Origin of the sequence: Haloferax sp. Atlit-6N (assembly GCF_003383195.1) — an archaeon.
GTDB lineage: Archaea > Halobacteriota > Halobacteria > Halobacteriales > Haloferacaceae > Haloferax > Haloferax gibbonsii.
This window is the reverse complement of sequence record NZ_QEQJ01000241.1, coordinates 1-490: the sequence shown is the minus strand read 5'-3', so window position 1 is coordinate 490 and position 490 is coordinate 1. Positions and strand designations below refer to the sequence as shown.

Genomic DNA, 490 nt, shown 5'->3' with positions numbered 1-490 from the left:
CGCCGCTGTCCGCGCCGGGACTGCTCGACGAGCCCGCTCTCTCCGCAATTGCGGATGAAAACGACGTCTCGCCCGCAGCAGTCGCCGTCGCATACCACGTCGACCGCGGCGTCGTCCCGATCCCCGCCAGCAACGACCCCGACCACGTCGCCGCCAACCTCGCGGCCGCGCGGCTCCGGCTCACCGACGCCGACCGCGACCGCCTGGCGACGCTCGAAGATCCGGAGTTCGAACGGTGACTGACGCGCGGACGGTCCCGGCGGCGCTCCAGCGCGAGTGGGCTGCGGTCGCCGTGACGACCGTCGTCCTCACCGCCGGCGGCGCAGCGGCGCTCGCACTCGGTATCGAAGACGCGGCAGTGTTGTTGGCGGCGCCGCTCGCTGCGCTTCCGCCGGCCGCGATCCAGTGGATCGTCCCCGCGACGACCGTCGCGGGCTTCCAACTGTGGTTCACTTACCGGCACCTGGACGCGAATCGACCTGACGAAACC

The 490-nt window shown here is 71.8% G+C and carries 1 protein-coding gene and 1 pseudogene; both read left to right on the top strand.

The window, feature by feature from the left end; genetic code table 11:
* Positions 1 to 239, top strand: a 239-nt coding sequence (locus tag DEQ92_RS22170) for an aldo/keto reductase (protein WP_199522972.1), incomplete at its 5' end; no start/stop codon positions are given.
* A pseudogene (locus DEQ92_RS22165) lies at positions 236 to 490 on the top strand (CDP-alcohol phosphatidyltransferase family protein); the annotation flags it as partial. The gene DEQ92_RS22170 and the pseudogene DEQ92_RS22165, both read left to right, overlap by 4 nt.